This window comes from Paenibacillus agaridevorans, from assembly GCF_018604145.1.
In the GTDB taxonomy this organism is placed as follows: Bacteria; Bacillota; Bacilli; order Paenibacillales; family Paenibacillaceae; genus Pristimantibacillus; species Pristimantibacillus agaridevorans.
Map to the genome: position 1 here is coordinate 2,337,080 of NZ_CP075889.1, position 25,800 is coordinate 2,362,879.

At 45.0% G+C, this 25,800-nt stretch carries 24 protein-coding genes and 1 pseudogene; 8 read left to right on the forward strand and 17 right to left on the reverse strand.

Going from position 1 to position 25,800, the window contains the following annotated elements; translation table 11 throughout:
- Positions 1-24 precede the first annotated feature (24 nt).
- From pstB to KJW29_RS09560, 4 genes are all read right to left on the reverse strand, one after another.
- Positions 25-780, reverse strand: a complete 756-nt coding sequence (gene pstB, locus KJW29_RS09545) for a phosphate ABC transporter ATP-binding protein PstB (RefSeq protein WP_214629613.1) — start codon at positions 778-780, stop codon at positions 25-27.
- A gap of 11 nt (positions 781-791) precedes the next feature.
- A complete protein-coding gene (gene pstA / locus KJW29_RS09550; protein ID WP_214629614.1) occupies positions 792-1,679 on the reverse strand; it encodes a phosphate ABC transporter permease PstA in 888 nt (295 codons plus the stop codon).
- A 2-nt stretch (positions 1,680-1,681) separates the two neighbouring features.
- Positions 1,682-2,548: a phosphate ABC transporter permease subunit PstC gene (pstC, locus tag KJW29_RS09555; RefSeq protein ID WP_246608826.1), complete on the reverse strand. Its 867-nt coding sequence runs from the start codon at positions 2,546-2,548 to the stop codon at positions 1,682-1,684.
- A gap of 213 nt (positions 2,549-2,761) precedes the next feature.
- Positions 2,762-3,760, reverse strand: coding sequence for a PstS family phosphate ABC transporter substrate-binding protein (locus tag KJW29_RS09560; protein WP_214629616.1), 999 nt, complete (start codon positions 3,758-3,760; stop codon positions 2,762-2,764).
- 189 nt (positions 3,761-3,949) lie between these two features.
- On the opposite strand from KJW29_RS09560, the gene KJW29_RS09565 reads away from it, so the two are divergent.
- Positions 3,950-4,675 (forward strand): response regulator transcription factor, encoded by a 726-nt coding sequence (locus tag KJW29_RS09565; protein ID WP_214629617.1) that lies wholly within the window; start codon positions 3,950-3,952, stop codon positions 4,673-4,675.
- A gap of 2 nt (positions 4,676-4,677) precedes the next feature.
- Here the strand turns inward: KJW29_RS09565 and KJW29_RS09570 are convergent, their stop codons facing one another.
- The 8 genes and pseudogenes from KJW29_RS09570 to KJW29_RS09605 all read right to left on the reverse strand — a co-directional run bounded on the left by KJW29_RS09570 (position 4,678) and on the right by KJW29_RS09605 (position 13,682).
- On the reverse strand, positions 4,678-5,004 hold the full coding sequence (locus KJW29_RS09570; RefSeq protein WP_214629618.1) for an ArsR/SmtB family transcription factor: 327 nt from the start codon (positions 5,002-5,004) through the stop codon (positions 4,678-4,680).
- 106 nt (positions 5,005-5,110) lie between these two features.
- A pseudogene (locus KJW29_RS09575) lies at positions 5,111-5,745 on the reverse strand (recombinase family protein).
- Between the two features lie 227 nt (positions 5,746-5,972).
- On the reverse strand, positions 5,973-7,271 hold the full coding sequence (gene ltrA, locus KJW29_RS09580) for a group II intron reverse transcriptase/maturase (RefSeq protein ID WP_214629619.1): 1,299 nt from the start codon (positions 7,269-7,271) through the stop codon (positions 5,973-5,975).
- Between the two features lie 967 nt (positions 7,272-8,238).
- Positions 8,239-8,853 (reverse strand): tyrosine-type recombinase/integrase, encoded by a 615-nt coding sequence (locus tag KJW29_RS09585; protein ID WP_246608665.1) that lies wholly within the window; start codon positions 8,851-8,853, stop codon positions 8,239-8,241.
- A gap of 1,253 nt (positions 8,854-10,106) precedes the next feature.
- Positions 10,107-10,412, reverse strand: a complete 306-nt coding sequence (locus tag KJW29_RS09590; RefSeq protein ID WP_214629620.1) for a methylated-DNA--[protein]-cysteine S-methyltransferase — start codon at positions 10,410-10,412, stop codon at positions 10,107-10,109.
- Between the two features lie 225 nt (positions 10,413-10,637).
- Positions 10,638-11,789: an alanine racemase gene (alr, locus tag KJW29_RS09595; RefSeq protein ID WP_214629621.1), complete on the reverse strand. Its 1,152-nt coding sequence runs from the start codon at positions 11,787-11,789 to the stop codon at positions 10,638-10,640.
- Positions 11,786-12,229 carry a carboxymuconolactone decarboxylase family protein gene (locus KJW29_RS09600; protein ID WP_214629622.1) on the reverse strand — a complete coding sequence of 148 codons (444 nt, stop codon included), beginning with the start codon at positions 12,227-12,229 and terminating at the stop codon, positions 11,786-11,788. The genes alr and KJW29_RS09600 overlap by 4 nt, the downstream gene beginning before the upstream one ends.
- A gap of 205 nt (positions 12,230-12,434) precedes the next feature.
- Positions 12,435-13,682: an EamA family transporter gene (locus tag KJW29_RS09605; RefSeq protein ID WP_343222770.1), complete on the reverse strand. Its 1,248-nt coding sequence runs from the start codon at positions 13,680-13,682 to the stop codon at positions 12,435-12,437.
- Between the two features lie 201 nt (positions 13,683-13,883).
- Here KJW29_RS09605 and KJW29_RS09615 point away from each other — a divergent pair, with 201 nt between their 5' ends.
- From KJW29_RS09615 to KJW29_RS09630, 4 genes are read left to right on the forward strand one after another with little or no spacing between them, the layout of a single operon-like run.
- Positions 13,884-14,465, forward strand: a complete 582-nt coding sequence (locus tag KJW29_RS09615; RefSeq protein ID WP_281426376.1) for a bifunctional transcriptional activator/DNA repair enzyme AdaA — start codon at positions 13,884-13,886, stop codon at positions 14,463-14,465.
- Positions 14,466-14,481: 16 nt separating this feature from the next.
- Complete coding sequence (locus tag KJW29_RS09620; protein ID WP_214629623.1) at positions 14,482-15,000, forward strand: methylated-DNA--[protein]-cysteine S-methyltransferase; 519 nt, start codon at positions 14,482-14,484, stop codon at positions 14,998-15,000.
- A gap of 22 nt (positions 15,001-15,022) precedes the next feature.
- Positions 15,023-15,730: a 2OG-Fe(II) oxygenase gene (locus KJW29_RS09625; protein WP_214629624.1), complete on the forward strand. Its 708-nt coding sequence runs from the start codon at positions 15,023-15,025 to the stop codon at positions 15,728-15,730.
- Positions 15,731-15,760: 30 nt separating this feature from the next.
- A complete protein-coding gene (locus KJW29_RS09630) occupies positions 15,761-16,579 on the forward strand; it encodes an SPL family radical SAM protein (RefSeq protein ID WP_214629625.1) in 819 nt (272 codons plus the stop codon).
- Positions 16,580-16,729: 150 nt separating this feature from the next.
- Here the strand turns inward: KJW29_RS09630 and KJW29_RS09635 are convergent, their stop codons facing one another.
- A complete protein-coding gene (locus tag KJW29_RS09635; protein ID WP_214629626.1) occupies positions 16,730-17,416 on the reverse strand; it encodes a DNA alkylation repair protein in 687 nt (228 codons plus the stop codon).
- A 100-nt stretch (positions 17,417-17,516) separates the two neighbouring features.
- Positions 17,517-17,882: a DNA-3-methyladenine glycosylase family protein gene (locus tag KJW29_RS36045; RefSeq protein ID WP_246608666.1), complete on the reverse strand. Its 366-nt coding sequence runs from the start codon at positions 17,880-17,882 to the stop codon at positions 17,517-17,519.
- Between the two features lie 812 nt (positions 17,883-18,694).
- Between KJW29_RS36045 and KJW29_RS09645 the strand changes: the two genes are divergently transcribed.
- A complete protein-coding gene (locus tag KJW29_RS09645) occupies positions 18,695-19,666 on the forward strand; it encodes a tyrosine-type recombinase/integrase (RefSeq protein WP_214629627.1) in 972 nt (323 codons plus the stop codon).
- Between the two features lie 81 nt (positions 19,667-19,747).
- Here the strand turns inward: KJW29_RS09645 and KJW29_RS09650 are convergent, their stop codons facing one another.
- Positions 19,748-20,773, reverse strand: a complete 1,026-nt coding sequence (locus KJW29_RS09650) for a tyrosine-type recombinase/integrase (RefSeq protein ID WP_214629628.1) — start codon at positions 20,771-20,773, stop codon at positions 19,748-19,750.
- Between the two features lie 331 nt (positions 20,774-21,104).
- Here KJW29_RS09650 and KJW29_RS09655 point away from each other — a divergent pair, with 331 nt between their 5' ends.
- On the forward strand, positions 21,105-22,256 hold the full coding sequence (locus KJW29_RS09655) for a DNA/RNA helicase domain-containing protein (RefSeq protein ID WP_246608667.1): 1,152 nt from the start codon (positions 21,105-21,107) through the stop codon (positions 22,254-22,256).
- A 637-nt stretch (positions 22,257-22,893) separates the two neighbouring features.
- Positions 22,894-23,283: a hypothetical protein gene (locus tag KJW29_RS09660; protein ID WP_214629629.1), complete on the forward strand. Its 390-nt coding sequence runs from the start codon at positions 22,894-22,896 to the stop codon at positions 23,281-23,283.
- Between the two features lie 585 nt (positions 23,284-23,868).
- Here KJW29_RS09660 and KJW29_RS36050 read toward each other — a convergent pair.
- Both KJW29_RS36050 and ltrA (KJW29_RS09670) read right to left on the reverse strand, forming a co-directional pair.
- The gene (locus KJW29_RS36050; protein WP_246608668.1) at positions 23,869-24,405 is read right to left on the reverse strand and encodes a group II intron maturase-specific domain-containing protein; all 537 of its coding nucleotides are present in this window, start codon (positions 24,403-24,405) and stop codon (positions 23,869-23,871) included.
- 52 nt (positions 24,406-24,457) lie between these two features.
- Positions 24,458-25,705 (reverse strand): group II intron reverse transcriptase/maturase, encoded by a 1,248-nt coding sequence (gene ltrA / locus KJW29_RS09670; RefSeq protein WP_214629630.1) that lies wholly within the window; start codon positions 25,703-25,705, stop codon positions 24,458-24,460.
- Between the last annotated feature and the right edge of the window lie 95 nt (positions 25,706-25,800).

Sequence of the window (25,800 nt, forward strand, 5' to 3'; positions counted from 1 at the left end):
TTCTCACTTAGCGTATTTGTTAACCTAGCCGAATCGACCGGAAATGTAGTCCTCTGTCCTCTTATCTTCAGGTGCAGAGAATAGCTCCTTTGTTTCGTCAAACTCTACGACCTCTCCATTGAGGAAAAAAGCCGTATCATCCGAAACTCTCGCCGCTTGATGCATGTTATGCGTAACCATGATGATTGTATAATTATGTTTTAACTCTTGGACAAGTTCTTCAATTTTTAATGTAGAGATCGGATCTAATGCAGATGTAGCTTCATCCATGAGTAAAATATCCGGGTTGACCGCCAGAGCGCGTGCGATACATAATCTTTGCTGCTGTCCGCCAGAGAGAGAAAATGCCGAACGTTTCAAATAATCCTTTACTTCTTCCCATAATGCAGCACCGCGTAAACTCTTCTCTACAATGTCATCCAACTCATTTTTTTTACGAATACCATGAATTTTAGGGCCGTAGGTGATATTGTCATATATGCTTTTGGGGAATGGGTTCGGTTGTTGAAATACCATCCCAATCTTTTTGCGAAGAGTCTCTACGTCTACTTGTTTGGAGTAAATCTCATAGCCTCCGATCGATACGGACCCTTTTATTTTCACTCCAGGCGTCATGTCATTCATTCGGTTAAGCGTTCGAAGGAGTGTTGATTTACCGCAACCTGAAGGACCAATAAACGCCGTAATTGACCGCTCTTTAACATCCAAGCTAACCTTCTTTAGCGCATGGAATTCGCTATAATATAAATCGAGATCCTGGACTTTAACGATTGGTTTCATAAGTCCCTCCATTAATTTTTTTTCTGATATTTATTTCGAACAAGCACTGCAGACAAATTCATGAGCACCAGAAGCGTCATCAAAACAATAATTCCTGCAGCGGCTAATTCGTGAAATTCGACCTGCGGTCTTGAAACCCAGTTGTAGATCTGAATTGGCATAACTGTAAATTGATCCAACGGATTGTCTGGCAAAAAGGCTACGAATGTTAGCGCACCGATCATGATCAACGGCGCTGTTTCCCCGATTGCCCTGGATAAAGCTAGTATGACACCTGTCAAGATACCGGGAATAGCCGAAGGCAGGACCGCTTTCTGAACGGTTTGCCATTTGTTAGCCCCCAGCGCATATGAAGCGTCACGCCGAGAACGTGGGACAGCACGTATCGCTTCTTGTGCAGACACGATAATAATGGGTAATACTAATAAGGACATGGTCAGGGCACCAGCCAATATACTTCTTCCCATGGCAAGCAACTCAAATCCGCCAGCCCGTACAAATAAGGTTAATCCTAACATGCCATAGACAATGGAAGGCACGCCAGCTAATGTGCTGATATTTAGTTGCACCATTCTAGTCAGTCGATTCTTCGGCGCATACTCCTCCAAGTATATTGCGGCCCCTACGCCCAGGAATAATGATACTGGCGCCATAATGGCTACCATGTATCCCGTCCCCACTAACGCTGACAAGATTCCAGCTTCTGCTGGCCGTCTGGAAGGGTAACTTGTGAAGAAATGAGGGGCAAGTGAGCCTAGTCCATCTATTAAAATATCGACAATTAAAGCTGCCAGACACAAAATCCCAATAGCAGTGCAGCCGATAAACAAAAGATGCAAATAAAGATCGACTCTTCTTCTCGACCGATTTAACGCCCGATTGTCATCCTCGAAAATCATATTTAATACTCCTCTCTAAATCGTCTAGCCAGATACTGTGCCAGCAAATTGAGGACAAGCGTAATGACGAACAACGTAAGACCGACTGCAAAAATAGACCCGAACTCGATGGACCCGTGCGGAGTATCTCCAAGACTAACCTGAACGATATAGGCTGTCATTGTTTGTATACTCTCGAGTGGATTTCCTGTTAACTTCGGAGTCGATCCTGCAGCAACTGTCACTATCATCGTCTCTCCTATAGCCCTGGAAAAAGCAAGAACAAATGAGGATACGATGCCTGACAATGCAGCAGGCACTATTATTTTCAGTGCTACTTCGAGACGTGTTGCACCTAGAGCATAGGCTCCATCACGCAATGATCTCGGTACAGAGAGCATAGCGTCCTCACTTAATGAAGCGATCATAGGAATAATCATAATGCCGACCACTATTCCTGCGCTCAGTGCGTTGAAAATGGAAACATCCTGTCCGAACATCTCACGGAATACCCATTGGATAATCGGTGTTACAAAACTTAATGCAAAGTAACCATAGACGATCGTAGGTACGCCAGCTAACACTTCAAGTATGGGTTTAACCACTTTGCGTACTCTACTCGGTGCATATTCGCTTAAATAAATGGCGCTTCCTAGCCCAATTGGCATAGCAACCAAACACGCAATAATCGTTATCATCAATGTTCCACCCAACAGTGGAAGTACACCGTATGCTTTAGGTTCAATTAATGGAGCCCACTTTGTAGATGTGAAAAATTCAACAATAGAGACTGTTTCAAAGAAACGGATCGTTTCGGTTAATAATGTGTAAACAATTCCAACAGTTGTTAATATAGAAACCGTCGCACATAAAAATAGTAACTTGGGCATCAGCCAGTTTGCTGTTTGCTTTCGATGATTTCTGAAAGGAGATGATTCAGAAATTCCGATTCTATTCGTATCGAAGTTTTCATTATCCAAATTCCTACGCTCCTCCATACTGCAATAAAATAAATTCTTTCAATTGAAAGGCCCCCTTGACGCACAGGGGGCCCTCAAAGAGCTTTCAAGGCACTCGCAATCGCTTATTGCCAAAGAAATGGACTACAACTTCGCTTTTTCTTCCGCAAGCATCTCTTCTGGCAATGGAATGTATCCTACCTCTGCTGCTAATTCGTTTGTATTGTCCATAAAATACTTCGTAAAGGCTGCTACTTCCGGACGTTCATACGAAGTTTTTTTCACATAGATAAACAATGGTCTTCCAAGCGGGTTATAGCTTTTATCCATAACCGTTTCCTGTGATGGAAGTACTGCATTTCCTTCCTCATTAACGATAGCGACATCCTTTATTTTATCCTTGTTCTCTTCGTAATAGGCAAGTCCAAAGTAACCAATTCCGTTCTTGCTTCCGGCTATACCCTGAACAAGGACGTTATCGTCTTCGCTGAAGGAAACTTGATTATCGTTGCGGCTTAATTGGGCTTTTCCATTGATCACTTCCGTGAAATAATCAAATGTACCGGAGTCTGCACCGGGCGAAAAAATCTCGATTTTTTCTGATGGCCATTCAGGACGGACATCTGACCAGTTGACAACTGTACTCTCTGGTTTAAAGATTGCGTTCAGTTCTTCAACAGAAAGTTGATCCACCCAATCGTTTTGTGGATTAACAATGACCGCCAAACCATCATATGTCGCTTTTAATTCAATATATTCAACACCAGCAGCTTTACACGTTTCAGCTTCTTCTGCTTTAATAGGTCTTGAAGCATTACTGATATCTGTCTCGCCAGCGCAGAAGCGTTTAAATCCCCCGCCTGTTCCAGAAACACCTACCGGTACACGCACGTCTTTATTTTCTTTACTGAACTCCTCGGCAACTGCTTCCATCAAAGGGAATACGGTGCTAGATCCATCAATCTCAATTGCTCCGCTCAAATTTGCACTAGGTTCCACCGTTGCCGTTGCAGTTACGTTTGGGGAAGCACTTTGGCCTCCTGTAACATTCGAATTACCCGACCCATTATTTGCCTGACCGCACGCTGATACTACTGTCAAAACAACTGCCAAGGAACCCACCAATACCGCTCTCTTTAACACGTTCTCCCACTCTCCATATCATCATATAATTATGTTGCAATATGATCGTAATGCCTGATTATTAGGAGAGTATTATTGATTTGTAATCGGAGTGTAAATAATTAGATCAAATTCACCTAACAGCTTGCAATTCATATAATAACATGTTTATATGATGATATAAAATAAATTGTGAAATGAGGACTCCGAATGAACACAAAAGTGCTTTTGATTGAGGATGATCCTACTACTGTAAACATGTTTAATCTGCTGCTAAGTCAGGAAGGCAAGTATGTGGTTCACTTTGCTACAAATATTGAAGAAGCTACTCCACTAATAAATTCATCTGCTTTCGATCTTCTTATATTAGGTCACAAGTTGTCAGGAGAAAAAGAAGGAGTTCATTTCCTAGAACACTTACGGTATCAAGGAAATCGAACACCTGTCATTGTATTAGGATCAACACATCAAGAAAATGAGGTTATCCAATGGCTGGAAGCTGGCGCAGATGATTTTATTTTAAAATCTTTTGGGATCATGGAATTCCTGGCGAGAATTTTAACGATTTTGCGGAGAGCTCGTCACCTGCATCGCAAGCAAATGTATACGCCTGTCAATCAGAACCAAATCATCATCTCTTCAAAACCACTAGTTGCAGAATTAAGGGGGGAAAAAATCGCATTCCGGCGAAAGGAGTTTGAATTGTTCATTACCTTTGCCAAAAGGCCTGGGGTTATTTTCAGTCGAGCAGAGTTACTGCACATAATCTGGGGCGGCACATATCAAGGCGGACTTCGAACAGTAGATGTTCATGTCAGTTCCTTGCGGAAGCGTCTAGCGTTATTTCAAGAGGAGATGCGAATTGAATCCGTTCGTGGAAGCGGATATCGATTCACATGCTCCGACCTCTGTCCATCGCAACAATGTATCAATTAACATTAATCACAAGTGGTTGCAGCCAAATGTTGATCCAACCATTCAATTTTCTCTACTTGGGAAGGGATATTTGCTAAAATGTCTTTCACATATGGTTTATCCTCTATATTTAGAGAGTAATAAACCCATTTCCCCTTCCGGTACTCATTCAGCAGTCCGCCTGCTTTCATTTTTCTCAAATGTTGACTCACGCCAGGTTGTGACATTTGTAAAATATCTACGATATTACAAACACAAAGGTCTCTTTCGTTCAACAATCCCATTATGGCCAATCTGGTTTTATCGGAGAGCAATTTAAACGTATCTGCCATGTTATCTATGGTTTGCATAATTAAGCCTCCGTATCATTACATTCATATATAATTGAATTATAATATAACATTGTAAAAAAATCTAATCGCCAATCTCCAACACGGTTAGGATTTTGTCATATGATCAATCTTTAGGGAGATTTATGTTGGAGTATACAATTCCATACTCTTTCACAAGTCGATAAAACGTCGCTTTTTTTAATCCGGATCTTTTCATGGCTTCTGTAGCTGAAATAAGTCCCAATTGCCAATCTTCGTACGCCCGGACAAATACTTGATCAACAGTAAACCTAGGTCGACCAAATGTAACACCATTAGCCCGAGCAACATCAATTCCTTCTGCTTGCCGCTGCCGATTCTTTTTACGCTCCTGTTCGGCCACATACGCAAGCATACTCAAGAACTGATCTTCAAGCAATTTCCCTAGGTCGCCCATAGTTCAAAATTCTCTAGAATCGAAAAGAGCCTCGTTGCCCAAGCAAACAATATCAGCATTTAGATCTCGTGTGATTTGCTTACACACTGCGATAATCCCATCGTAGTCCCGGCCTGCCTAGACGACCCAACGCTTCCATGTACACCAAATCCCCTTCCCGGATCAAAAGTCGTAAGGCTTGATACCTCGGCCTGTCAAAATCCTTTCCGCTCATTTTATCCACAAATATGTATTGTTCGTCAACTCCAAAGTTCTCTGTACTTAATAAGCTGTCGTTCAGGATTCTGATCCTTAGAAGATACTCTTCCATTTGCAAGTTTCAAACTAATCCCTCCATGATAATAGTTTCAAAATATGTATGTAAAATCTGAAACGTTCTAATATTCATTTCTCAGCTTTTTGATACGTAATGTAGAGTAGAGAACTGGCTTTCAACTGAGGGCGCAAGCCCTCTATTTACTTTCCAGCTCCCCCTTCATCAAACCGGACGTGAGGTTTTCCCTCATCCGGCTTTCCGATGTCCTTCTTTCTTCCGCGTTACGGTACTTTCCTAGCTAATCAGTTTCTTCAATCCTGCCAACTGAGCGATGATCCCCACTTTGTTGGATTGACTATGCTTGTTGCGACGATTAAGCTTCTTGTTCCAGAACAGCGTTAGTCTCTTTCGAATGTACCAGTCAATTTTATTCAGAAACGGTATGGAAAAAGAGTCCATCGCATAGTAGTTTTTCAACCCTTGTATCTTGGGGTTTAGTTCCTTGACCATTTCGTTCATAGTCCAGAACAGACGGTTGCGTGGTTCTGTTACTTCCTTCACCTTTTCTTTCATTTTCTTCATGGCTTTCTTCGACGGGTAGCTTCTCAAGATATAGTGCTCTTTTCCCTTTATCTGTTTTGGAATTTTCCGATGATGCATGCCTAGAAAGTCGAATCCGTTCTTGTCATCCCACAGGTTGACCAGCTTGGATTTTGACGTGTTCATTTGCAGTTCGAGCTTGGCGAATACAGCTTTGAGCACGTCAATGGATCGTAATGCTTGTTCCTTGGTTTTGCAGAGGATGACCAGATCGTCCGCATAGCGAACCATCGTGCCCAGTTCGGTGAATTTCTTCTCCCAGATCGTGTCGAGATAGTTCAAATAGATATTCGCAAGTAGCGGGTTGATGACACCACCCTGAGGACTCCCGAGGTCGGTTTCGTAGAACTGATCATCTTTCACGAATCCCGCCTTCAGCCATTTTCGAATGAGCTTGAGGACTCTCCTGTCGCTGATTCGTTGTTCCACTAGCATCATCAGTTTCTCATGCGGGATGTTGTCAAAATACCCGGCGATGTCCACATCTACTACCCAGTAAACACCTTGTTTCACCGCTCGTCTAATATGACGAATAGCTCCTTTGGTGTCCCTCTTAGGCCGAAATCCATAAGAAAAGTCTTTGAAGTCTGTCTCAAAGATCGGTTCGATGACCATCTTTGTTGCCATTTGTACGGTGCGATCCACAAGAGCTGGTATTCCTAGCGGGCGGAATTTCCCGTCCCCTTTTGGTATTTCTTTGCGTCTTGCCGGCAGGGGATGATACGTTCCTGCCACCAGTTTCTCCCGTATGTCCTCAACAAACTTTTCTTCTCCGTATTCCCTCACGATCTGCTCGATGGTTATGCCATCGATTCCACCGCTCCCTCGATTCCCTTTGACTCGTCTCCACGCTTCCCAGAGCACATCTTCTCGGTATAGCTTGTCGTACAACGCATGAAACCTTCGCTTCGGATTTTCCTTGGCGGCAAGATATAGCTTGTTTTGAAGTTCTTGAGCTTTAACTTTGGCGTAGTTAGCAGACTCTGCATTCACTCGCTCGTACCTCCTCCACTTGCTTGGACAAAGCAGGGGCTCTTCCCTCCATGAGGTTTTTGTTGTCCTCACTTCTTCGGTACTACCGCCCCCTCCGACTCCCTTCCCGCAGCTCGCCACTTCACCTTTCGGGCTTATAGGTCCGCTCTTTACGACTTCCGCCGTGCGGGGGAGGGTCTCCCTAGTTCCAAGCACAACTTTCACAACATGCCGATCCCTATACACCGGAGAGTTCCTCCGTGCTGCACTTCCAAGGGCTTCACACGTTCCATGGCCTTCGCCCACCACATCGGGGCTCGGCTCTCTCTTGTCCCTTTCGGGTCTTTTTTTGACGGTGCGGCAGGATTCACTTCATGTTACGGCCTGTTGTTTTGCTCGCATTCCTTCCGGAATACTTTGTCACAGGGCTTCAACCTTAGGATCTCTCCACTAGTTGCCTGTCAGCTATGAGGCGACTTGGCTCTTACCTCAACCGGACTTTCACCGGCTAGTTGTACCTAGCTTGGCTAGGCGCGCATATGGACAAAAAAAGCGTCTCAAAAAGCATGCTTTTTGAGACGCCCTGAATTGTTTTGTCTAAAAGTCCTTAGCTGCTTTTTAGGCGTTGCATCTCCAAAACCAGCTCCAAGGGCCACGCCTAGCGCGATGCCGATCGCAATATTATCATTAAAACTCCCATAGCAACGCCAACGCCAATTCCTATGGCCAAGCCTGTGTTGATTTCTGCTCTTCTCGAAGCACTTTCAGGACGACCTTCGATTTAATCTATGAGGTATATCGATTCCGTTTTTCCATAGTTTCAATATAACTATTTTATTCCCTCATCGAGTCTCACCCTTGGGGTTCATTATACAGCAGCCTAGACATTTATCACTATAATTAAGGTAATTGTCTGTTCATCACACGACTCGTTGGTACGCAATTATAACAAAGAGAAGGCATTTTCACGGTGCCTTCAATCTTATCGTTATTTCTTCTCCAGCAGCCGCTCTTTATACAATCTCCTCATAGGGGACGATTTCGTATGTTTGGATCGCATCTCCGGCCGCCACAGATTCACATATTTCTTGACCATGTCCTGCGAGGTATGCCCCAGAATATCCTGCAAGCTGTAGGGACCGCCTTCATTCATAATATACAGCTTGGCAAAGGTATGCCGGAGAGTATGCGGGCTGAAGCGCACGTCCTTAATTCCAACTGCTTCCCCATATTTGCGAATAGCGCTTTGAACAGATCGCACTCCGAGCGAATGCCCATCCAATGTGACGAAGAAGTGCGATGACGGCACTTCTCCCCTGGCTTTAATATACCGAATCAACAGCTTACGGACATCATCGCAAAACGGAATATCCCGTGGCTTCCGACTCTTCCCGATGACCCCAAGCAATTGACTTTCCTTCACATCGACCTGGTTCATTTTAAGCTTGTTCAGTTCTCCTACCCGCAGTCCACAATCAAAGATCAGGGACAGCATGACGAAATCACGAAAGCCTGTGAAAGTCTGCTGATCAGGTTGCTGCAGCAGTCCAATAACCTGCTCCTCTGAAAATGAAGCGATCGTTGGCTGATGTCCTTTTCGCAACTTCAAATGCTCAGCGGGATTATGCGCTATCCACCCTTCATCAGATAAGAACTGAAAAAATCGTTTTATGGCTTTGATTCGGTTATTGATCGTATTGAGCTTGTATCCCTTTTTTTTCGACCATCACCATAATGAATTGATTTCGCAGGAAGTCCGTAGAAACCTCTTAAATTTCTGCTCCTATCTCCTGTTCTTGCAAAATGCGCCGGTAGCAGGTCAAGCTGATCCGTTCATATTTCACCGTGTGCTCGCTTGAAGTTTCCGCGCGGCGGGCTTACGGGAACAGATTCACCGCCTCTTGCCAAGTTAAACGGTATCCAGAATGCGAAAAGGATGCTGTATCATAGAGTTCATTGCTTCACCGTTTAAGGTACTATCCATTTTCTCGAATAAGTTAACCACATTCCTCTCATGTCTCATGCCTCTTATCCAATTAAATGATTAGACCGTTCTCCCATCGCTGCCATGCGTCATTTACTCACACTTGCTTGTCTCACCAGACACCAAAATTTGGGTATAATCCGTTTATAGCTTCCTCTGCCCCAAAATGTCCTCCTACTAACCTTTTCATTTCGAGGCTTAAATCGGGTACCTGGACACCAAGAATATGTTTGTTAAACGAGAACCCTACAGCACTTCGGTAATATGACTGAAGGTCTGCAGGGCAGTGATACGCTTCAAAATTCACATCACCGCCTATTTCACCCCTGAAAGTATGGCCTCCCATACATCACTTGAAGCTCTTCGTCGAATACACTACTGTAAACAACCTGCAAGCGACTGGAAGGGCATCAACAACCTTGCCGCTACAGGCATAAATGCCCACAAGCGTAATATCCATAAAGCGTCCGTTTTGCTCGTAGCTCCAGAAGATTGTTGGGACCTCCACTTCGCCCGAGAAGACTGTTAGTTCGCCTGCGGAGTCAAGAACCTGCTGGAGCAGAATTTCTGACGTTCGTTTGGGGGATTCAAGCGCTTGCTGCTTTCGGCATGATGTAGGAGTCGATGGCTGAAGCTAGCAGATACGATAAGGGCCGTGGCTGTCGTTTCCGGCTTCTCCATATTTTAAGATTTAAACGTAACAAATCGAGTGTTTGTTTTGGATGTACGCTTGCCATTATGACTTGATATTAATAAAGGCAGCCATGCTGTTGAACTGGCTGCCTTCAAATCCTTATCAGCTAGTTATCACAAGTACGTGATTAAAAACAACTAAAAGCGAAAACGCTCATGGCCATTCGATCGATATCCGACTACTCATTCGAGATCCAGTAACCGCTCTTAACCTTCAATCCCCCCCTATATCCCGTAAGATCTTTACTTTTCCCAATGACGCGATGACAGGGCACAACAATGGGAAGTGGATTTCTTTCGTTTGCCGCCCCTACCGCCCTAACCGCTCGCGGATTTCCGATCCTTTCGGCAATTTTGCCATAACTTTGAAGCTCACCGTAGCGGATCTCAGTCAGGGCATGCCAAACCGAGCATTGAAATGCCGTGCCGATCAGGTCAATTTCAAATGTAAACTTCTGCCGCTCTCCATTCAAATATGTTTTCAATGTTCCGTGTAGGGAACCATTCTAACAGGGTCGTTGATTGGTTCGGCATGCATACCTGTTTTTTCAACCCACAATTGCAAGGTATTGAATGATTCATGCGGAACCGTGATCAAACAAATGCATTTCGCTGTCGCCGCTAGATAAATAGGCATTGTCCTGAAAAATCGGATGACGGAGCTCATCCCAGTAAACGTCACGTTTATGATTCATTTCAAGTACCTCTTTTCAAGATTCATATTTCATATATACACGAGGCACACGCTTGCCGATTCCGCACATCACTTCGTAGCTTATCGTTTTCGACCAAGCTGCCACATCCTCAACAGAAACATGCTGTGACTGCGGCGAGCGAATGTGACCGCCGAACAATGTGACGGCCGTGCCCGGTTCTACTGCCTCAATGACTGTTACATCCACCATCATTTGATCCATGCATAAGACGCCAATAATGGGCGCAAGTTCCCCGTTGATGACAACAAAACCGGTATTGGAAAGTTTCCGTGGTATGCCATCGGCATACCCAATAGGCAAGGTGGCAACCTTCCTGGCTTGAGTAGCACAGTATTGGCGGCCATAACCGACGGCCTGCCCAGAAGCAATCCATTTTACCGCTGCTATGCGCGTTTTCACAGCCATCGTTTCAACCAGGTTCACTTCATCGGCTATCCCGCTGTCACAAGGATTCACCCCATACAATCCAACGCCAACTCGTACCATATCCATGTGCATATTTGGGAATTGAAGTGTGCCGGCCGTATTGCAGCAATGCTTAATCGGGATCGTTATGCCTTCCTCCTCTACTTCACTGAGGACACGCTGAAAAGTAGAAAACTGATGCCGGGTGTACGCGGACCCCGAGCCATTAGCCTCTGCAAAATGTGTGAAAACCCCCTCCAACTCAATTTGAGGGAAAAAAAAAGCTGCCTTGACCAACTCTCTCCAATCATCGGATGGTTGAACTCCGATTCGACTCATTCCCGTATCTATTTTCAAGTGTATACGCGCTTTTTTATGAAACTGTAATGCGGCAGCCGAGGCAGCTTGCAGCACATCATCGGTGAATACAGTCATCGTAACCTCTTGCAGAACGACGGCAGGAACAAACTCCGGCGGCGTATAACCCAGGATGAGAATCGGGGCTGTTATGCCTGCACTTCGTAATTCAAAAGCCTCATCGGCAAAGGCCACCCCCAAGTAGTCTGCCCCAGCATCGAGCGCCACCCTTGCGACCTCAACAGCACCATGCCCATATCCATTCGCCTTCACAACCGCCATTAGCAAACACTCTTTTTTCTTCCGATGTTGAAATTGAACGATGTTATGCCGAATTCCATCCAGCGATATTTCTACCCAGGTATGTCTGTGTCTGTCGCTCATTTGAGGTTTACCTCGTTACCCATGGCAATTGACAGTCGATTCCAGATATTTATTTGGTTGATCATAAAAACCAAATCCGCGTAATCTTTCTCCCCATAATATCGCCTGATGTGATTGTAAAGAGAATCAGGAACTCGCATATTGGACACCATTGTAACATGTTCGGCAAGCTCCAGCGCCGCCTTCTCTTCCTCCGTATAAAATGTACATTCTTCCCACACGCTCACACAATAAATCCGTTGCTCGGTTTCACCCATTTTTCTACCCTCAGCGGTATGCAGATTCAAGTAGAAGGCGCATCCGTTGACTTGTGAAACTCTAATTTTGATCAGTTCGATCAGTGCGGGATCGATCTCCGTCAGCTTGATGTAGGTATCCATGCTCATCATGATGTTCATTGCTTCAGGCGTAACCTTATTGTAATCCATTCTCCTTGCCATGAAAGGCTCCTCCAATCGTTTACTTATCCTGCCTTCTTCCTTGCTATCGCAACCATTCATTAAATGTCTGTGATCGAACATGCTTGTTTCTTTGATCGGATAATATAATTGTAGTAACAAATGGATTTCATTTTAATGTCCATGAATATGGATCTATCCCAATCCAAAAACCTCTAATTTTCCTTTGCGTAGAAGCTTTTTGCCTTCATGTAGCCAAGCGAATTAACAATATACCTGCCAGGGTCACGGCTATTCCACTTATTTCCCGCTTGCTCAGATTTTCTTTCAGGTAAAATTGGACGTACAATAGAACAATTAATACATTCATGGCACTGATCGCTGATACGATGCCCGTGACGCCATCCCGAAATGCGGGGACCACAAAGATCATCCCGACTATATTAGAAATCCCTACGACCATTCCCCAAAGAAAGGTCCGTCTTGACGTCCAGCCCTTCTGGGCTTGTTGATTCGCCGAAGCGACTTCAGAGCGTTGGGCAGATCTCTCCGCCCCGTTGTCGGACATCATTTTCTTGCGCGAATAGCGGCATCTCATCATCAGGAAGGCAAAACATAGACTGCCTGTCCCATACATGACCGTCAGTACAGGCAGCGTTTCTGCCGCTGCAATCGTTGCCTGCTTGGAGGAAACATCTGTAAAACCAAAGAATAACATGGTCAGTATGCCCCATTGCCAACCTACAAATTGCCCCTGCTTCAAGTCATTCGCATATCGGATCGTCAGGATGCCAATTAAGACAATACTAAAGCCGATCAGTTGAAGCGGATTAAGCGATTCACGCCATAGCAGGTAGGCTGAAGTCACGACAACAAGTGGCGGGAGTCCGGTAAAAAGCGCGATAACCGAAGCCTTTCCAACTGCAAATCCTTTGTACATGGAACCGTTCGCGATAAACGAAAACAAGCCCATGAGAACGCCAAACCAAACCCCGTTTGTCCAATGGTTGCCAACAAAGAGATTCATCGTAAACGCAATCAATGCCCCCGACACATATACGCCACACAACAACAAATTGCGATCAACCGGCCGCTGGGACGTCCATTGATATAATATTCCACGAATGCCAAAACAAATGCTGCTCCAACTGCAAATACAAACCACATTCATGCCTCCGTCCTGGGTTGCCTCTTCATATTCCGGTTCAAACACTTCCCTAGCTTTCCATGCCTGATAAGCAAGCGGTATACATACGGCACATGGGCGATACCCCAATGCCACCGCTGTGGCCTCATCGGCAAAGAAAACGCGATGCTTTACATAATCTCCGTTGTCTATTGCTCTGCGTGCAGACGAACAATCCAGCCTTCCATAAATCTTACTGCGTTTATAGCCCCCCAATACCCCGGGCGTCTCGCTGCAAAAGTAACGACCATCCGCACCCAGCAACTTGTAGCGGGGACATTCATCCTGAAGGTCGTCTGTTGCACCCAACTACGCTTCCTCCTTCACGCGACTTTGGCCATGTTTCTCCTACACTTATTGTCACACAGAGCCGCTTCGTTGTAATTTCGCTATTTTGCTCTTACATTCAAAAATCTACACAAATGCGTTTACTCCGGGTTATACTAACGCTGGAGGTGAGAGAACATGCTTGATCATGAGAAAGCTGGCTCAAACAACTTTGATCCAATCATGGATATGGACACGGTATTTATCCTGGCTCCTTTGTCTGATGAACAATGGCAGGCTGTTGCCAATAACGATGCTTCCTTTGACGGACAATTTTTCTATGCAGTCAAAACAACCGGCATTTTTTGCCGTCCTTCGTGCAAGTCCAGGTTGCCCAAACGTGAGAACATCGGCTATTTTGAACTGGCGGAGCAAGCAATGGCGGCACGATATCGGCCCTGCAAACGCTGCAAGCCAACAGGACAGCGCCTGCCCGACGAGGAATGGATTACAATCGTCACCGAATATATAGATGCGCACTACAGCGAAGCGCTGAATCTGGATACGCTCGCACATTTGAGCCATGGTACGCCTTATCACCTGCATCGAACGTTTAAAAAGGTAAAGGGGATCACGCCTGTTGATTATATCCAGCAAATCCGTATTGGACGAGCTCAACAGTTGTTGCTGGCCTCTGATTTACCCGTTTCACAAATTGGTGAATCCGTCGGACTCGCTAATACGCCTTACTTCATTACCCTTTTCAAAAAAAAGACAGGATTAACCCCCGATGCCTTTCGTCGGCAACAGCAACGTCAATACTGAAGGAGGTTTCATCCTAATGATCACCAAAAACAGCAGTCCTATCTATTGGTCCTTGCTAACCTGCGAGGAATGGCGGATGTACATTGCAGCAATAGAAGAAGGCTTATGCTTTGTTGGTTCGCAAAACCAACCCTTCGAAGAATTCTCTACCTGGGCGACAAGCCGCTTGCCGGGACGTGAATGGGTACAGGACGAACAAAAGCTGCAGCCTTATGCCAATGAGATCATTGCTTATCTTCAAGGCAAGCTTAGCCAGTTTACTCTTCCGCTGTTCTATCGCGGCACACCCTTTCAGGAAGCCGTCTGGAAAGCGTTGCAGAATATTCCGTATGGCCAAACCCGCTCGTATTCCGAGATTGCTGCGCACATTCACAATCCTGCAGCCATTCGGGCGGTCGGCTCTGCAATCGGAGCAAATCCGGTCTTGATTACGATCCCCTGCCATCGCGTAATTGGCAAGAACGGATCACTTGCAGGTTATCGAGGAGGAGTAGAGATGAAGTCAAGCTTGCTTCGCCTGGAGCAGCAAGCATAACCACGACGAAAGGAGCGTTGACATGAGTAATTCGATCGAATTAATTGAGCTGAATTGGCTTGAGTTGCATCAGACGCTGGATGAACAGGGCTTTGCCAAGCTGCCTTGCCTGCTGAGTCCGGATACATGCCGCCAGCTTGTGGAAGACTATGATCAGAATGAGCTTTACCGAAAAACCATTGATATGGCGCGATATCGCTTCGGGATCGGGGAATATAAGTATTATCAATCTCCCATACCGCCCGTTCTGCAGCAGTTGCGCAACAGCTTCTACCCGGAGCTTGCCAAAGCGGCCAATCGTTGGCTCGAGCTGCTCCATAAACCGGCAATCTACCCGGATACACTCGGCGCCTTTCTGGACCAATGCCATCAAGCCGGACAAAACCGCCCTACGCCGCTTATTCTGAAGTATAAGGCCGGTGGTTACAATTGCATGCATCAGGACCTTTACGGCGATATCTATTTCCCATTCCAAGTACTGTTTGTGCTCAACCAGCGCAATGATGATTATACGGGAGGAGAGTCGATTCTGTTGGAGCAGCGGCCGCGGGCGCAAAGTAGAGGACATGTCATTACGCTTAATCAAGGCGAAGGCCTCATTTTTCCAACTCAACATCGCCCTGTGCAAGGTACACGAGGCTATTACAGAGCAACGCTGCGGCATGGTGTCGGTACTGTCCATTCCGGAACTCGCTACAGTGCGGGGATTATTTTTCATGATGCTATATAATAGTTGGATTTCTGCAGCAGGTTGGTCGCTATGAAGGTCGCCTACCAACACAAAACGCCCAAGACGTTGCTCAATAAAGGCACCGGTTTTTTGTCCGGTTACACACATTCGTTAAATCCCTATACGGGTTGCAGCTTCGCCTGCTCCTACTGCTATGTGCGGCAAATGCCCGTATCCACGTTTCGCGGCGAGGAGTGGGGAAGTTGGGTCGATATCAAGCAGGAGGCGGCGGTGCTTTTTCGGAAAGAATTGCTTCGGGCCCAAGCTAAAGGCCCCGTCACCATCTTCATGTCGTCAAGTACGGACCCTTACCAGCCCGTCGAATACAGCGCCAAGGTGACCCATTCCTTGCTGCAAGTAATGGCGGAACACCCGCTCGACTTCCTGTTGGTTCAAACGCGCAGCCCGCTTGTTCGACGAGATATAGAACTGCTGCAAGCGCTCGGAGATCGAGTGCGAGTCAGCATGACCGTGGAAACGGATCGCGAAGACATTCGCAAACACTTTGCGCCCTACTCTCCTCCCATTCCGGCACGGCTGTATACGCTTCGGTTATTAACTGAAGCCGGTATCCCTACCCAGGCTACTATTGCCCCGGTGCTGCCTAGCAGTGATCGATTTGCCGAGATGCTTCGCCCGCTCGTCAATCGAGTATGCATTGACGATTATTTCATGGGGGACGGCAGCGGCGGCAAACGTACGAAAAAGCTAGGCTTGCAAGCCCTTTATCACGAGCTGGGCATGGAGGAATGGTACCACCCCGGTGCGTATCGCTTGGTCGTAGAGCGAATGAAATCGCACTTTTCGGAAGATGAGCTCTGGATTAGCAAAGAAGGATTTGAGCCCTGACGCCTTTATCTTTGTTCTCTTCCATTATGAATGCTTTTGTTCGAGAAGGAGTCACCCGCAGCAAACGACGAAAAGTTCCTATTGCGCTTAAATGGGAAAATTAAAAAAAACAGGCCAGAGGGTACGGACAGCTCCTCTAGCCTGCTCTTGTTATTTCCGTTTCATGCTGCGAATCAATCGTTTGGTCTCCGGATCGACCCGATAGGACTCCGTTATTTTTTGCAGCGCTTTGTTGAAGGTCTCTCTGTCCAGCGTATTGGCTTGCAGGTAAGCCATTGTCGGAACCGGACTTTTGATGTAGCAAATGGAAATCGCCCAAGCGACAGCCATTTTGACATAATACCCTTCATGCCGGATGCGATCAAGCCGCTCCAGAACCTCGCTCAAATAGTGGTCTTCCATGTAATAGTTAAGCATCATCACGACTGCAAAACGCACATCATATTCTTCGGAGGAGTGCGAATACGGCTGAAGAAAAAGCCACATTCTATCTTTATGCTTCAGCGTAATTTTCAGCCCGGAACAAAAGCTGTCGCATACCGACCAATTGTCGATGCGGGGCACAAATTCGGTCACATGTCGCAGTACATCCTCAATGTCGGACTTTAAATAACCAATAACCATGCCATGAACCATCGTTTCCTCAAAGCATTCCTGAGGCGCCTCTACACATATCGTCTCCCAATTTTGCTGTATAGCCAGTTTCTTCGCAATCTTCCGCAGCGCGGGCAAGCGCACCCCCATCACATTCTGGATATTTGGAATGAGAGCTGCTGCAAAAACCTGGTATTCCGGCTCCGCCAGAGCCTTTAATTGCTCTTTTAATGCTTGTTCCACTCCAATACTCCCTTCTCTATTCAAACGAAATGGCCCACAAATAAATGGAAGCGACCAAACCGTACGGCGAATACATGCGTCGATATTGTTCAAATTCTGCTTAGGACAGCGTAGGCAAGCCATACAACTTCATGATTCCCCTACGAATGGCGATATCTCCCCAACTGACGACATCCCGCCGTTCCATCGAGTTGGTCAGCAGCATTTCTGCAGTCCACTGCCCAATCCCGTTCAGCTTGGTCAATTGGCGAACGACCTCCGCGTCAGGCAACTGGCGAAGCTCCTCAAGATTCCATTCTCCGGCAACTACGATTTGGGCTATATGGTGAATACTCACGGCTTTTTTCATGGTCATACCAAAGGCTTGAATCTCATCCGGCGTTTTCCCGGCAAGATGCTCGGCAGTAATCATACCTCCGTTCTCGTGCATGCGCTCCCATACGGTATGAACAGCTTTGACGGACACCAGTTGTCCGATACTCGCGTACAGCGCGGCAAACAGATCCGGAATAATCTCGCGTTCAACTTACCGAGCCGCTCCATCGCCCTTCTTAGCACAGGATCTCTTGATTTGAGTGCCTCCATCTCCACTTGTTCATATTCAAAAAACTTGGTTGCCACGCGAGGCACATGATCCCCCATATCTCCATAGCAGTTGTCTAATATACTATACTAAAAAAACGTTTGAACTAGGTTAGTATCGAATATAAGAGCAAGATAGTGAAAAATAAACTCTCAAATCTAGGTGCTAAACTTGGCCTTCGTCAACTTTTCAGAAAGAGCCTAGAGATAACTAGAGTAACCATGGATTGAGATAGAATTTTGGCTATTTCGGGATATCTTCACTTTTTATTTTAGAGAGGCCGCAATACGCACCTGCTGTTGCCTCCCTGACTGTCGCGGTATAAGGGAGGGCCACACGGCTCCATACGCCACAGAGCACCAGCTATCCCAAAAATTAAATCCCAAACGACAAGTACTGTCAACGAGGCGAATAAGCCCTCCGGCTTTATCCCACGTTAGCAAAGTAGAATACGTCGTGAATGTGCCCGCGGGTATCCGAATGTTTTACGAACCTCCCCTTGCCCACTTCTTATTTCTGCTTTGCTTCGCTTATCCAACAAAGGAGGAAAGCGAAGTGCCTCAACCAAATATGACCGATTGGTCAAGCCTTGTTCGTTTGTTTCTCATGGACTGCAAGTCCAGAAACCTAACCAAGCCAACTATTCGCCGTTATGAATTCCCCTCACTCTTCACGGAGAGCGGGGTGCAAGGAGAATGAGTATCAGACGCAGACAAAATAAGTTGACCAAACTCGATAAGGCAAGCGACGCCAAACAACAGTTAAGCTATAGCGATCTGCTTCACTCTTTTGTTCTCGATTGCAAATCAATATACCTTTCGCCGCTCACGATTCGTTTTTATCAGGATAGCGCAAAACAATTGGAAGCTGCTTTCAGAGACCAGGAGATGGTACTTGATATCTACTCCATCACTTCTCGGGATATTAAGAATCATTTTATTGCCTATTTATTCGATCTAGGAAGATCTGACAATACCGTTAACGGGCGTATCAAGGCCATTAAGCAATTCCTGCGATACTTATTTGAAGAGGGCTGGCTCCTTCAAAACATTTCAGATGAGATCCATGCCACCAAAGCAGAAAAATTGATGATTCAAACCTTTACCAAAGAACAAGTCGTATCCTTGTTGGAACAACCGGACCGAAATACATTCTCCGGCTTTCGGGACTATACAATGATGTTGGTTCTTTTGGAGACGGGGATGCGAATCAGCGAGTTATGCAATTTGAAAATTAGCGACCTCTTCTTTAAAGAACAAGAGATTCGAATTACAAGGGGAAAAGGAGGAAAGGCCCGACGCGTTCCTATTCAACAAACATGCGCCAAAGTGATACGCCGTTACTTGGATAATCGGGGAGACTTGGAGACGGATGCTCTATTCGTTAATTTGAATAATGAAAAAATCAGCACTCGAGCACTACAAGAGAAAATGCATGAATACGGTTTTGCTTCGAGCATCAATGGGGTGCGAGTATCGCCTCATACATTCCGGCATACGATGGCCAAGTTCTACATTTTGAACGGCGGTGATCCGTTCACGCTCCGACGAATTTTAGGCCACGCTACACTTAAAATGGTTGAATATTACGTCGAGCTGTTTAGTAGCGATATTAAGCAACAGCACAAAAAATATAGCCCAGTTGAAAATATGAAACGAATTATTTAAACCCTGCCATAAGCAAAAGTAAAGGCTATTCAGTTATGGAATGGCCTTTACTTCCGACTCTCCGCAACCTTTTGCTGATCATTAAAGCATCCTGTTTTGATACAATCGGCGCATGGGAGAAGATTTCGTATGCTTCGATTTCATTTCTGGACGCCATAAGTTAACATAGCGCTTCACCATATCCTGCGAAGTATGTCCGAGAATATCCTGCAAGCTGTACGGGTCGCCTTCATTGATAATATACATTTTTGCAAAGGTATGCCTTAACGTGTGTGGGCTTACCCGGACGTTAGTGATCCCAGCATCCTTCCCATACTGGCTTAAAGCCACTTGAAAAGAACGGACACCAAGCGGGCGACCATCAAGTGTGATAAAAAAATGAGATGAACGAATGTCCCCTCTTGCTTTAATATAACGAATTAGAAGTTTACGTACATCATCGCAAAAAGGTATGTCTCGTGGCTTCTTACTTTTACCTATGACACCAAGGAGCTGATTTTCTTTAATATCAACTTGATTTATGTTTAGTTTTGTTACTTCTCCGACCCGCAGTCCGCAGTCAAAAATCAATGATAGAATGACAAAATCACGAAATCCCGTAAACGTGTTTTGATCCGGTTGTTTGAGTAGGGCTACAACTTGCTCTTCTGTGAAGGATGAGATAGTTGGCTGATGACCTCTGCGCGTTCGTAAGTTTTCTGCCGGATTGTCTAGAATCCATCCTTCTTCATGTAAAAATAAAAAAAAGCGTTTGATTGATTTAATTCGGTTATTGATCGTATTAAGCTTGTAGCCTTTTTTCTCAACCATAGCCATGATAAATTTGTTCCGCAGCAAGTCTGTTGATACATGATAGACATCGGCTTCAATCTCTTGCTCTCGCAGAATTCGCTCATAACATTTCAAAGTGCTCCGTTCAAATTTTACTGTTTCCTCGCTTGACGTTTCTGCACGACGGGCCTGAATAAATAATTTCACGGCTTCTTCCCACGTTAACCGATAACCTGAGCTGGAAAACGAATCTACATCGTATAAATCATTACTGCGTCTTTTATTCACTTTACCACTCTGGCTTTGATTAAACAGGCTTACAACATTTCCGCTCATCCTCTTCCCTCCAAACAGGCGTATTCTGAAATCCCCCTCACTAATCATTTCATTTTCTGGACAAAACCGGACCCTCTAAAAAATAGTTTGTCGGTGTTCTATGGCCTCAGGTGAAGCGATATCGTCGGATGGGAAATAGAATGCTATCTTTTCATTTCCATTCGCCACAAAGTCACCTCTACATCCCAAATATAAAAAACTCCTGAACCGTCCAAGGACGAATTCAAGAGCTTGTTCTTTGTTATGATGTTGACGCTTATTGCCATGCTATAATTGATTCAACTAATTCTCAGATTTGAGAAAAACTAAACAGATGGAGATGGAATTTTCAATGAAACCAATTAATCTGCTCTCCTTGGTACAATCCAAAAAGGCACTTTCCCCTTCCATTTTTGAACAATACATGAATGCTTTTTCCATCCAGATAAAAGATCATGAAGTAGAAGGCATTTCTCAGATAGTCGACGAACTAACTGAGCATCCGAAGAGACTATTAATGCTTGACGCTTTTTACGTTGGGTTTACCATTCCCCAGATTAGTAAGGAGTTCGATCTAATTCGCATGGGCAAAGAGTCCATAATCAACATCGAGTTGAAGAAATTGAATACGGGCGATCGTATGAAAAAACAATTGCTGGAGAATCAATACTATTTGGGGTTCCTTGGGAAAAGCATCCATAGCTTTACATATGTGTCAGGCGAGAACAAATTGTTCTATCTCAATAAGGAAGAAGATACGTACTCGGAAGTTGCTTTTGATCAATTACTGAGGTGTCTTGAAGAACAAGAGATCGCTCCGATTGATAATATTTACTCCTTCTTTGATCCGACGAACTATCTGGTTTCGCCATTTAATTCAACCGATAAATTCATGGATGGTCAATATTTCCTGACTGATCATCAAAAAGAGATAAAAAATAAAATCCTGAAGATGGAGCCAACATCAAACACGAATTATTTCTCCATTGAGGGAGCTGCAGGAACAGGGAAGACCCTGCTGACGTACACAATCGCAAAGGAGTTTAAGAGCCAAGGGAAATCCGTCCTTATCATTCACGTAGGCAATTTGAACGCTGGTCAGCTTAAGTTAAATCGGAAATATAAGTGGAAAATCATGCCGGTAAAGAATTATGAAAAACAAGATTTCACCAAGTTCGATGTCATTGTCTTCGATGAAGTACAGCGTATTAGCAGGAGACAACTAGATGCGATCATCGATAGTATTGCAGCCGGTTCTACTGTAATTTTCTCTTATGATGGGGAACAATGTCTTTCTGATTGGGAAATGAAAAACAACATTCCCCAGGTTATTCAAAGCCTTACCCCGCACTACGGCTATAAATTAACGAACAGGATCCGAACGAATAAAGAGATTGCATCATTTATTGCCAATTTGTTTGATTTAAAAAGTCGTAACCCTAATCAAGAATATAGGAACATTTCTGTTCAATATTTTTCTAATGCAGAGGCGGCAATGAACTAGAGTTATTGGCTAAGTGAGGATGAATGGAAGGTCATTAACCTCACTCCTTCAAAGTACACAAAAATTACTGCTGACACCTATCGTAATGTCATCTTTGACACCGCCCATTCTGTCGTCGGCCAAGAATACGATAACGTCGTTGCTTTTTTGGACGGAACTTTTTACTACACAGAAGAAGGGGAATTGAACATTAAAGGAAATTACTATTACAATCCGACCAAAATGCTGTTCCAAATCTTAACTAGAACCCGGAAAAGGCTTCATCTTATTATACTTAGAAATGAAAAACTATTGAAAACGTCTTTACATATCCTTGAAGACAAAGCCTGATGAGAAGAAGAAGAAGTCTCAGCCCTCCCTAGACTCTAAGTAATAGAACAGTGAAGCTTGCCGGTGTCCAAAGTGCAAGACTGAAAAAATAAAGTATGAGACTGCTAACGCTCCATTAAGCTTAAGGACAGGTTAACATTATTCTTCACTTAGAAAAATGGAGGAAATTAAACGTATTTCTCGAATAATTATTTGAGTTAATAGTGCTCGGGACATTCGGCATTAGCACCTTAAAAACAATCGAACTAAGGTTAATATTTGGAACTAAAAATATGTGTCTCTCATTCAAATGGAGGAGTTATAAAGAATGTACAATTTAACAATTTCGTTAACCTTTGGGGAACCTTTAAAACTACAATCCGAGTATCGATATGACTTTGTTGCTTTTGACTTTGATAATGACCGCGGAACAGGGTTACTAAATAATAGCGTGTTCGTTTTTCGAACAATAACAGAAGGGAACGTAGCTGGCAACGTACTTATTGATTTAATAGACAAATCAAATGTGAATGCTTTCGATGTAGCTCATCTTGCGAATTGTCATTTCCATCTGATGAGAAGTGCCGAGTTACGAAAAGAAGGAATACATATTAACGATAATATAACTTTGCAAATTACTGAAACACCGGTCTCGTCTCAATATTTCGCAGAAATAAAGGATCAGACTGTTAGGAGCAATAATGCTTTTTACAGATAATTATCGATTGGCCTTGACAACTTGCAGATACATTCTATTTACTCTTCATCATGAAGATACCGTTAATGCAAAAAGTATTGAATTGGCTACAGCCTTTGATTTACAAAAAGAACATATTTGGCATAACAATCGCTGGAGAAATTTTAATAACTTACATACATTGGACATCAACAGATATGTGATTCGTAAACTCGACCCTTCGACTCCTTGGTTGGAAGTTAAAAAAATTGTTGAAAGTGAAAATGAAAAGTGTAGAGAACTTTCGAATCAAAAGTATCATCATTGCTTGATAAACGAGGAGAACTTCCTTTTCTAGTGATTGAACGGTAGCCGAATTCTCTATTTTCTAGTTGTGTTTATGACATCATTAGTGCGTCCTTTTTTTTTTATATATTTAGTCATGTAGGGGGAATACCAGCGTAGCTACACCATCCGCTATCATATGGGTTGATATGGTATCTATTTATATTTTTTACTCTTAGACTATAGTAAGGGGCTGAAATACTTCAGCCCCTCCTCATCAAACTGTACGTGAGGTTTTCCCTCATACGGCTTTCCGGTGTTCGTCATTCATGTGCATGCAGATTACAAGAGCGCTTTGAGTCCATGTTGTCTAGCCATGAATTTAACCTCGCGCACAGAACTCGTCCATCGTGCGCGTTGCCGCTTCTTCGCGTACCATCTCGCAAGCCTCTGAAGAATGGACCAGTCCAGCTTTGCCATCTTCTGCTGGCTGTGGGCCGTGTAGTAATAATTCCGCCAGCCTTGAATTTTGGGGTTCAGCCATTCTACATGTTCCACAAATGACTTATGCCGCATCTTCGGCGGTGCCAGGCGGTCTTTCACGACTTCCCGGATGCGTTCCTCCGCTTTCCGAGTCAGCCATTGCTGAGTGGTGTAATACACTTTTCCTTTAGAGGTTTCAGCTTTCGTCTTGCGATGATGCATACCGAGAAAGTCGAAGCCTTCTTCTCCTGTCCACAGTCCGACGATGCGCGTTTTGGCCTTGTGCAAGGTGAGTTCGAGACGATCCATAATCGCACGAATAAGTTCGTACGCTCGGTCTGCGTCTTTCTTCGTCTTGCATACGACCACGAGGTGAGTAGCCCGAGGGAATCGCACCCTCAGGCCCTCTCAGAACCGGACGTGAACCTCTCGGCTCATCCGGCTCCCATTATCCAACCGCAGGCAATATGCCTAATCGCCAGTGAGCAAATAGCTCGGGAACGTTCCTCGCGAGTCGCCCTAGCCACCGAATAGCCCGCGTCTTGTGTCTCTCCAGCTTCTTGTACTTCCGCCGAGCCCACTTGACGAGCGCATCATTCATATGACGTAGAACCGTGTATAATTGCGACTTATAAAAGTGGCCATAGTAGTTAATCCAACCTCTGACGGAAGCATTGAACATTCTCGATAGGTCATCAATCCCCAGATCCGGTTTCAGATGCATCCGCCATCCTCTTATCGTCTGTCTCATCGCCTTGCTTGCTTTATTACTGACTGCTGGCGTGAAGTTAATGAAGTGCTTTCCCCATCGGTTCTTTGACCGCCTTGGACGAAAGGTGTATCCCAGAAAGTCAAACTTGGTTTCGGGATGGTCTCCTTTACGGTCATCATCTTTGCAATAGACGATCCGGGTCTTTTCCGGATGCAGTTCGAGTTTACATTGTTTGAACCGTTCCTTGAGTTGCTCCAGCAGTTGTTCTGCTTCCTCATTCGTTCGGCAGTGGATCACTGCATCATCCGCATATCTTGCCCACGGCTTTTGCGCGTGTTTGTTTCCCATCCATTTGTCGAACGTATAGTGCATGAACAGATTCGCAAGTACCGGACTGATGACCCCCCCTTGAGGTGTACCGGAAATCCTATCTCTTTTGCTCCCGTCCTTCATTTGAAATGGAGCTTTTAGCCATCTTTCGATGTAAAGTAGGACCCACGGACAATCCGTATGCTTCCTTACTGCTTTCATGAGCAACTCGTGGTCAATGTTGTCAAACAGACCTTTGATGTCGAATTCCAGCACCCAGTCATATCGCCAACACCGTGTTCGCGTCACTCGAACCGCATCAATTGCCGATTTCCCCGGTCTGTACTCGTACGAATCCGGATGGAAAACTGGTTCCACTAACGGCTCGAAATACAGTTTGACCGTCATTTGCGCAATGCGATCCGATACGGTAGGTACGCCCAGAATCCTCACTCCGCCGTTCTTCTTCGGTATTTCTAATGTTTTGACCGGCGGGGGAAAGTAGCTGCCCGAGGACATCCGGTTCCAGATTTTATAGAGGTTGTCTTTCAGGTTGGCTTCAAACTCCTGTATCGACTCGTCGTCGACTCCGGCCGCCCCATTGTTCGCCTTGACTAGCTTATACGCTTCCCAAACCATGTGCCTTGAGATTTCATACGGCTTTGTTTTGTCCATTTGTTCCTCCCACTTTCGCGGTTGTCGCATTTCCAAAACGGGATAACACAGCCCCTTGGCTCCGCCACCTTTCAGTGGGTTCATCACTACTACGG

What these genes read in the sequence shown, in the direction of transcription:
- KJW29_RS09655 (WP_246608667.1), top strand. Translation starts at nt 21,105, where the DNA reads ATGAAACCAATTAATCTGCTCTCCTTGGTACAATCCAAAAAGGCACTT.
- KJW29_RS09570 (WP_214629618.1), bottom strand. Translation starts at nt 5,004, where the DNA reads ATGCAAACCATAGATAACATGGCAGATACGTTTAAATTGCTCTCCGAT.
- KJW29_RS09625 (WP_214629624.1), top strand. Translation starts at nt 15,023, where the DNA reads ATGAGTAATTCGATCGAATTAATTGAGCTGAATTGGCTTGAGTTGCAT.
- KJW29_RS09630 (WP_214629625.1), top strand. Translation starts at nt 15,761, where the DNA reads ATGAAGGTCGCCTACCAACACAAAACGCCCAAGACGTTGCTCAATAAA.
- KJW29_RS09660 (WP_214629629.1), top strand. Translation starts at nt 22,894, where the DNA reads ATGTACAATTTAACAATTTCGTTAACCTTTGGGGAACCTTTAAAACTA.
- KJW29_RS09565 (WP_214629617.1), top strand. Translation starts at nt 3,950, where the DNA reads ATGAACACAAAAGTGCTTTTGATTGAGGATGATCCTACTACTGTAAAC.
- pstB (WP_214629613.1), bottom strand. Translation starts at nt 780, where the DNA reads ATGAAACCAATCGTTAAAGTCCAGGATCTCGATTTATATTATAGCGAA.
- KJW29_RS09650 (WP_214629628.1), bottom strand. Translation starts at nt 20,773, where the DNA reads ATGAGCGGAAATGTTGTAAGCCTGTTTAATCAAAGCCAGAGTGGTAAA.
- pstC (WP_246608826.1), bottom strand. Translation starts at nt 2,548, where the DNA reads ATGCCCAAGTTACTATTTTTATGTGCGACGGTTTCTATATTAACAACT.
- alr (WP_214629621.1), bottom strand. Translation starts at nt 11,789, where the DNA reads ATGAGCGACAGACACAGACATACCTGGGTAGAAATATCGCTGGATGGA.
- KJW29_RS09620 (WP_214629623.1), top strand. Translation starts at nt 14,482, where the DNA reads ATGATCACCAAAAACAGCAGTCCTATCTATTGGTCCTTGCTAACCTGC.
- ltrA (WP_214629630.1), bottom strand. Translation starts at nt 25,705, where the DNA reads ATGGACAAAACAAAGCCGTATGAAATCTCAAGGCACATGGTTTGGGAA.
- pstA (WP_214629614.1), bottom strand. Translation starts at nt 1,679, where the DNA reads ATGATTTTCGAGGATGACAATCGGGCGTTAAATCGGTCGAGAAGAAGA.
- KJW29_RS09645 (WP_214629627.1), top strand. Translation starts at nt 18,695, where the DNA reads ATGAGTATCAGACGCAGACAAAATAAGTTGACCAAACTCGATAAGGCA.
- KJW29_RS09600 (WP_214629622.1), bottom strand. Translation starts at nt 12,229, where the DNA reads ATGGCAAGGAGAATGGATTACAATAAGGTTACGCCTGAAGCAATGAAC.
- KJW29_RS09615 (WP_281426376.1), top strand. Translation starts at nt 13,884, where the DNA reads ATGGATATGGACACGGTATTTATCCTGGCTCCTTTGTCTGATGAACAA.